General features: G+C 40.6%; 9 protein-coding genes. 6 read left to right on the top strand and 3 right to left on the bottom strand.

Annotation, left to right across the window (positions count from 1 at the left end; all coding sequences use genetic code 11):
* Nucleotides 1-237 precede the first annotated feature (237 nt).
* From ACEO2X_RS09280 to ACEO2X_RS09260, 5 genes are all read left to right on the top strand, one after another.
* A complete protein-coding gene (locus ACEO2X_RS09280) occupies nucleotides 238-1,038 on the top strand; it encodes a GNAT family N-acetyltransferase (protein ID WP_178318286.1) in 801 nt (266 codons plus the stop codon).
* A gap of 149 nt (nucleotides 1,039-1,187) precedes the next feature.
* A complete protein-coding gene (locus ACEO2X_RS09275) occupies nucleotides 1,188-2,036 on the top strand; it encodes a class II glutamine amidotransferase (RefSeq protein WP_004975313.1) in 849 nt (282 codons plus the stop codon).
* Nucleotides 2,037-2,299: 263 nt separating this feature from the next.
* A complete protein-coding gene (locus tag ACEO2X_RS09270; protein ID WP_096902263.1) occupies nucleotides 2,300-2,755 on the top strand; it encodes a bacteriohemerythrin in 456 nt (151 codons plus the stop codon).
* Nucleotides 2,756-2,901: 146 nt separating this feature from the next.
* Complete coding sequence (locus tag ACEO2X_RS09265; RefSeq protein WP_371971869.1) at nucleotides 2,902-3,987, top strand: hypothetical protein; 1,086 nt, start codon at nucleotides 2,902-2,904, stop codon at nucleotides 3,985-3,987.
* The gene (locus tag ACEO2X_RS09260) at nucleotides 3,984-4,304 is read left to right on the top strand and encodes an RnfH family protein (protein ID WP_180044256.1); all 321 of its coding nucleotides are present in this window, start codon (nucleotides 3,984-3,986) and stop codon (nucleotides 4,302-4,304) included. The genes ACEO2X_RS09265 and ACEO2X_RS09260 overlap by 4 nt, the downstream gene beginning before the upstream one ends.
* A gap of 56 nt (nucleotides 4,305-4,360) precedes the next feature.
* Here the strand turns inward: ACEO2X_RS09260 and ACEO2X_RS09255 are convergent, their stop codons facing one another.
* On the bottom strand, nucleotides 4,361-4,759 hold the full coding sequence (locus ACEO2X_RS09255; protein WP_004975323.1) for an outer membrane protein assembly factor BamE: 399 nt from the start codon (nucleotides 4,757-4,759) through the stop codon (nucleotides 4,361-4,363).
* Between the two features lie 118 nt (nucleotides 4,760-4,877).
* Here ACEO2X_RS09255 and fur point away from each other — a divergent pair, with 118 nt between their 5' ends.
* The gene (fur, locus tag ACEO2X_RS09250) at nucleotides 4,878-5,315 is read left to right on the top strand and encodes a ferric iron uptake transcriptional regulator (protein ID WP_004975325.1); all 438 of its coding nucleotides are present in this window, start codon (nucleotides 4,878-4,880) and stop codon (nucleotides 5,313-5,315) included.
* Between the two features lie 72 nt (nucleotides 5,316-5,387).
* Here fur and ACEO2X_RS09245 read toward each other — a convergent pair whose 3' ends face one another.
* Nucleotides 5,388-6,506, bottom strand: a complete 1,119-nt coding sequence (locus tag ACEO2X_RS09245) for a PilT/PilU family type 4a pilus ATPase (RefSeq protein ID WP_104852406.1) — start codon at nucleotides 6,504-6,506, stop codon at nucleotides 5,388-5,390.
* A 21-nt stretch (nucleotides 6,507-6,527) separates the two neighbouring features.
* Nucleotides 6,528-7,565, bottom strand: a complete 1,038-nt coding sequence (locus ACEO2X_RS09240) for a type IV pilus twitching motility protein PilT (protein WP_180064767.1) — start codon at nucleotides 7,563-7,565, stop codon at nucleotides 6,528-6,530.
* Nucleotides 7,566-7,601: the final 36 nt, after the last annotated feature.

Here is a 7,601-nt window from a genome sequence, read left to right as displayed (position 1 = left end):
TTAGCAACAGGAGGTGTTGCTGAATATATATCCATGTTCATGGATTAAGTCCCCACTTGTTTTTAGGTGGGAACTAAATTAAGGCTTATAGGATCGCTTGGTAAGGCTGTGTTAGCCGGATGCTTACTTTTAAATGCCGAATCAGGCTGATTTGAGTAAAACAGAGTTCTGCTAAAAATCAGTCATCATAGTGTCATGCAGCTGTCCTAGTGTAAGAGAAAACACGAGGTATCTATGATGCTGCAAAAATTAAATCAATACCGTCAACAATTAAGTTTTCCATTAAGCAAAGTTGGCAAAGCACAGAAAAAAAATAGCAAAGCCACACAATATGCGTTTGAATGGGTCGAAAATTTAAAACAATTACAAGAGGTACAACGCTTTCGTGCTCAGCAATTTTCTAAACAATTTGGCATTGAGTTTGCGTCAGGGTTAGACCAAGACTTATATGATTTTAGCTGTGAACATGCTGTGCTTAGAGATAAAGCAACGGGTGAAATTGTGGCGTATACCCGTTTAAAACTTTGGCAAGGGCATGAGCTAGCCAACAGTTATAGTGCGCACGAGTTTAAAATTATAGATGAGTTAGGGCATCTCTCGAATATTGTCGAAATGGGGCGTACTTGTGTGCATCCACGTTATCGTTCAGGCAAAACACTCTCTATTTTATGGCTGAATTTAGTGCCTAAAGTGTTATGGGAAATGCGTGCCAAACACATGATTGGCTGTGTCAGTATTCGTTTGGAAGGTAATGAAGCACGCGCGTATCATACCCATCAAGCGATTCAACAATTGGCAGAAAATCAACGCTGCGATATTCAGTCACAGCAGCCGTTTGAGCCAAGTTGTCCAAGTCATAGCTTTAGCCAAGATGAACGAATACCTAAACTGTTTGATGTTTATCTGAAAATGAATGCTAAGCTGTCTGAGCAAGCATTTTATGACCGTGAGTTTAACTGTCTAGATTATTTTGTTTTGTTAGATGTGAAACAAATGGCGAAACATTTTATTCGCCAAAAGAAAGTGAAAGCATCTTAACTAGAATAATTAAGCAGAGATTTCTACAGCACTGCATATCTATGAAGTGGTACTGTAGAAATCTATTTATATTTTTCAGATTTGAATTATCCACATGGCTGATGCACAATAATCAGATAATTTCATTATTTGTATAAAGATAAGGCCTTATGTGTCAGTTGCTTGGAATGAATTGTGCGACACCTACCGATATTACCTTTTCATTTCGGGGATTTTCGCAGCGCGCAGGAATCACCTCAGATCATTCTGATGGCTTTGGCATTGCTTTTTTTGAAGATAAAGCTTGCCGTTTATTTGTCGATAACCAGTCTGCAGTGGAGTCACCCATTGCAGAATTGATCCGTAACTATCCCATCAAATCGCGTAATGTGATTGCCCATATTCGTAAAGCGACACAAGGCAAAATTAATTTAGAAAATTCACATCCGTTTAGTCGTGAGTTGTGGGGACGCCAGTGGATTTTTGCCCATAATGGTGATTTACATGACTTTCATCCACGTTTATCAGGTCGTTTTACCCCTGTGGGCAATACCGACAGTGAACGTGCATTTTGTTATTTGTTAGATCAATTGGTAAATCATTTTGGTTATGATGAACCGAGCCTGACGCAAATTTTTGACTTGTTAGCCGAAATTTCTCCTAAAATTGCAGAACATGGCACTTTTAATTTTTGTTTGTCCAATGGTCAGGCATTATTTAGTTATGCGGTGACCAAATTACATTGGTTGGTGCGTGCTTATCCATTTCAGCCTGCACAATTAATTGATTTAGATGTTGAGGTTGATTTTAGCCAAGTCACCACAGCAGAGGATTGTGTGGCAGTGATTACCACTGAACCCTTGACTCAAAATGAAACATGGACAGCATTTCAGCCAGGTGAAATGATTTTATTTCAACATGGACGCCCAATTAAAACCCAAATGACACATATTGCGCGTTTGGAACGTGAGCGTTTAAATCCTGAATTAAGACGGATCACCAAAGCGGATCAATACTAATTTATACGGGTATGTGTGGTTGAAAAATATTCATTTTATTATTGTATAATTCAATTAAATCAAGAATGAAAATGTATAAATTGGTTAATTAATAATTGATTCTTTTAGTCGGGTATTTTTGTTAAAATTTATTTAAATCAATGTCTTGTGTTGTTTTTGTGCGATTTAAACCAATCCCTACCAATTCGCTTCATTTTTATTTATGGGAAATACGGCTACCATTCCGCAATGTGATTAATCATTTATTTCTGTAAGGTGGTCGTATGAAGATGAAATGGGTTCCAGAATACAACACTGGTATCGATGTGATTGACGATCAGCATAAACGTATCCTCGATTATATTAATGAAATTGTTGAAATTAGCGATGGTACAGATCGAGCACGTGTAAAGCAGATTTTAAATAATATTATTGATTACACCCAGTCGCATTTTACGTTTGAAGAATCATTACAAGAAGAAGCGGGTTATAAATACCGCGTACCACATAAACGTGTGCATGATTTATTCATTAAAAAAATTGAGTCTTATCGCGATCGTTTTGAAATGGGACAATCCATTGAAGGCGAATTGCATGAAGTCTTATCAAAATGGTTAATTAATCATATTCAACACGATGACGCCGATTATGTCGGTGCAGTGAAAGAGAATATGATGGGTATTATTAAGGAAAATGAGAAGAAGAAAGGTAAAGGCTGGTTCGCTCGTTTCTTCTCATAAGTCTGAAGCCATAAAAATGAAAGAATAAAAATTATAAATTTGCGCAGCAAACTGTCTAACGATAGTTTGCTTTTTTCTTTTTTGAGGTTTTGCTTTTCCTTGATGACAAAGGCAAAATAGCCGTAGATTTTTATTAGGACAGCGTCATGCAGAACAATGCTATGTCACGATGGTTATCGCCGCTGATGGCATTTGGTTTATCATTCATTATTATTGCCACACTCGCACCAATGACAGGTATTCAGGTTGAGCGCCAGCTCGACTTTTGGTTGTTGTGGTTAGCAACCATGCTGATTTTGGCATTACCGATTACTTATTTGGAAATTGCCTTAGCCAAACGCTCAAAAACGACAGCATTACAAGCACTTTCAAGTTTAACCCGTGATGCCGATGCTTCTCAAAAATGGCGTTTGGTGGGCTGGCTTGCAGTGGTGTTCATTCCATTTTTAGCAGGCGGTTTGTTGTCTAATGCTGCGCAAATTTTAAATCAATATGCCGCTGCAGACTTGGCTAGTCATGTCTTATTTGTGATTGTGGCTGTTTTAGCACTGGCATTGTCATTAGTTCCGCGTCAAATTTTATTGTTGTGTACTGCTGTTGCTATTGTGGCGGCTTTGGTTTTAGCAATGGTGATGGGTTCAGAACTTCCTGCATGGCAAGTCACCTCAATCGAGTTTAGTGAATGGGGCAGTGCAACCGTTTTGGCTTTGGTGGCCAGTGGTTTAGGCATGGGCTTGTACTGGCAAACCAGTTTGCCGCAAGTACAGCAACAATCTGCAGCAACCTCAACGGTATTGCCAATTTGGATTGCACAGCTATTGGCAGTCGTTGCTTTTGCATTCTTTGCCGTGCAAGCACAAATTCCAGCGTTGGCTTTGGTGGTGGCAACTGTTGCAGCAGCAGCGGTTCTATTGCAATTGGCACGTGAACAATTGGCACAACGTCAAATGGCGGTTGCGATTCAGTGGGTTGTATTGATTGCAGCAACTTTGGTTTGGGCAATTCCTGCCATTGGTCCTGTATTTAATTTTGCCTTATTGCTTTGGGGCTTAGTTATTTGTTTGATTTACGCAATTTTTGCAGGCTGGATTATGAAAATCAGCCATTTGCGTAAAGCCATGAACTTTAGCAGTGAAGCCTTTTATAACATTTGGCGTATTGCGGTACGTGTGGTGTTACCTGTATCTATCGTAGTGGCGATGGTGGCGTTAATTGGACAGTGGATCGCATGATTCAAGTGGCGCAGGTTTGGGTGGCGTATGCCACACCAGAACAACAATGGCATGTGGCAGTCGCATTTCAGCAGGGTATGACTGTACTGGATGCAATTCAGCAAAGTGGACTTATGACAGCGACGACTTTGCCTGAACCGTTGATGCTGGGTATTTTTGGTGTGCGGGTTGAGCCGCAGTATGTATTACAAGCAGGTGATCGGGTTGAGATTTATCGTGCTTTGACCATTAACCCGAAAGATATTCGTCGTAAACGTGCCGCAAAGAACCCAGTAGGGCGTTATGCCAAAAGCAATCGCTTGAGACAATTGCAATGATTTAAAAAACCCCTCAGATGAATTTCAGTGAGGGGTTTCTTTTTATTCTAAAGCGGCTATAGTGGTGGCGCGTTGAGAATCGCTTCTTTCGATCCTGGTAGGCCTGGTTGAGATTCTGGAATCGTTTCCAATCCTTCAACTTTTTCTACAATACCATTTTGATTGAAAAAGATTTTCAAATGCTGACCATGCGCGGCAGGGATCTTGGCTTTTTTAGCATAAGTTCCTGGGATATAGTTGTAAATGTAGTCCCAACGTAATGGATTCATCGGGTCGGCGATGGTAGGACTGCCCAGCAAAAAGCGGACTTGTTGATGACTCATACCGACTTGGACTTTAGACGCTTGAGCTTGGGTTAAAGGTGTACCCTGTGGAATATCGACTTTATAAACGCCCAAGGTCGAACAGCCTGCGAGCAGTGAAGTGACCAATAACGTCAACATGATTTTTTGCATTTTGCTACACTATCCCAAATTAATTATGATGCATTTGATCTTGATCCAGTGTTAGATCATACTGCATCTTAACTTTGTTGCATATTCCAACTTTAATTTTGTTGAGAGACCTTTTTTCATGCCTATTTCAAATCAAGAATTACGCAAAGCTGGACTTAAAGTTACCCTTCCACGAATTAAAATCTTAGAATTATTAGAAAATTCAAAACAACATCATTTAAGTGCAGAAGATATCTACAAAACTTTACTCGATCAGGGTGAAGATGTGGGTTTAGCAACTGTGTATCGTGTGTTAACACAGTTTGAAGCTGCAGGCATTATTGAGCGTCATAATTTTGAGAACAATCATTCTGTGTTTGAAATTATGCAGGAAGATCACCACGACCACTTGGTTTGCTTGAACTGTAGCAAAGTGGTTGAATTTATTAACGATACCATTGAAAAAGAACAGCATGATGTAGCTGAAAAATTTGGTTTTGAGCTCACAGGGCACTCGCTGAATTTATATGGTTATTGTGATGCGCCAGAATGTCGTGAAGCCTTACGCAAGAAATAATTTGCTGTAAGCATAAAAAATAGGCTTCCGTATGGAAGCCTATTTTGTTTGTGTTTAAGCGTTGTTGTGATGTTATTGCCCATCGAAGGTAATATTCGAAGTTGCATGTAACAAGCGCTCGCCACCTTCTTCTGCAAGTTTGATTTGTAGACGCAAATCGTTTGGCGAGTCGGCGTGTTTAAGTGCATCTTTGTAGCTAATTTGTTTGGCTTTATAAAGATCGTATAACGCTTGGTCAAAGGTTTGCATACCCAACTCACGTGAACGCTTCATCAGGTCTTTAATTTCGTGCACATCACCTTTACGGATTAAATCTGCAATCAGTGGTGAGTTAATTAAAATTTCAATCGCAGCACGACGTGAGTTGCCATCAATGGTTGGAATTAACTGCTGTGCCACAATTGCTTTCAGGTTTAGCGACAAATCCATGAACAACTGGTTATGACGGTCTGCTTCAAAGAAGTGAATAATACGGTCAATTGCTTGGTTAGCGTTGTTGGCGTGTAGGGTGGCAAATACCAAGTGACCTGTTTCGGCAAAGGCAATTGCATAATCCATGGTTTCGCGGGAACGAATCTCACCAATCAGAATTACATCAGGCGCTTGACGCAAGGTATTTTTTAATGCGATTTCAAAGGAGTCGGTATCAATCCCGACTTCACGCTGGGTAATAATACAGCCTGCATGTTCATGCACAAATTCAATCGGGTCTTCAATGGTAATGATATGACCTTTGGAATTTTGGTTGCGGTAACCAATAATAGACGCTAAAGAGGTCGATTTACCTGTACCTGTCGCACCTACAAAAATGATGATGCCACGTTTGGTCATCGCCAAATCTTTGAGAATAGGTGGCAGTTTCAAGTCATCCATGGTCGGGATTTTGGTTTCAATCCGACGGAGTACCATGCCCGGCTCATCACGTTGTTGGAATGCGCTGACACGGAAACGTGCTGTTTTTTCACGGTTGGTAATCGCAAAGTTACATTCACGGGTTTCGGCAAATTCCTTGCGCTGTTTTTCACTCATAATTGAGTTAAGCAGCTGACCGACAATTTCACCTGTAAGTTTACTTTTGGCTACAGGCACAATTTGTCCATGAATTTTCATGGAAGGTTCAACATCGGCTGTAATAAACAAGTCAGACGCTTTTTGCTGAATCATTAAATTCAGTAAATCATTAAAGTCCATCGCGTATCTCGAATTTTAAACTTATAAGAATGATTCAGGCTGTTTTGCAACCGTACGAGCCGTTTGTGGGCTAATCACACCGCGCGATACCAAGTTTTTCAAACTCTGGTCAAGGGTGGTCATACCGTAGTTGGCACCAGTCTGAATTGCCGAGTACATTTGAGCTACTTTGTTTTCACGAATCAGGTTACGCACTGCAGGAATACCAATCATGATTTCATGCGCAGCTACACGACCACCACCATTTTTCTTGAGCAGGGATTGTGAAATGACGGCTTGTAAAGATTCAGACAACATGGCACGTACCATGTCTTTTTCTTCGGCAGGGAATACGTCAATCACACGGTCAATGGTTTTTGCTGCAGAGGTGGTGTGTAGCGTACCAAATACCAAGTGACCCGTTTCAGCAGCAGTCAGTGCCAAACGAATGGTTTCTAAGTCACGCATCTCACCCACTAGAATAATGTCAGGGTCTTCACGCAGTGCCGAACGTAATGCTTCGTTAAAGCCATGCGTATCACGGTTTACTTCTCGTTGGTTAACCAAACATTTTTTAGATTGGTGTACAAATTCGATTGGGTCTTCGACGGTCAGAATATGGTCGTAGCGATTGTCATTAATAAAGTCAATCATCGCGGCAAGTGTGGTTGATTTACCTGAACCCGTTGGGCCTGTCACCAATACCAAACCACGTGGATATTCACAAATATCTTTAAAGATTTGTCCCATGCCTAAATCTTCAAGGGTCAAAACTTTAGAAGGAATGGTACGGAATACTGCACCTGCACCACGGTTTTGGTTAAATGCGTTCACACGGAAACGAGCCACGCCTGGGACTTCAAAAGAAAAGTCCGTTTCTAGATTTTCTTCATAATCACGACGTTGTTTATCATTCATAATGTCGTACACTAATTTGTGTACTTCTTTATGTTCTAATGCTGGTAAGTTAATTCGACGAACTTCACCATCCACACGAATCAGTGGTGGCATGCCCGCAGATAAGTGTAAATCCGAAGCGCCGTTTTTAGCGGAGAACGCCAATAATTCTGTAATATCCATGAAAGTCCCCGAGATCAATTAAATCTTAATTATTTT

It is taken from the genome of Acinetobacter sp. AL9, assembly GCF_041464035.1.
Taxonomy (GTDB): domain Bacteria; phylum Pseudomonadota; class Gammaproteobacteria; order Pseudomonadales; family Moraxellaceae; genus Acinetobacter; species Acinetobacter towneri.
The sequence above is the reverse complement of the archived record's forward strand: the minus strand, read 5'-3'. Positions and strand labels throughout refer to the sequence as shown.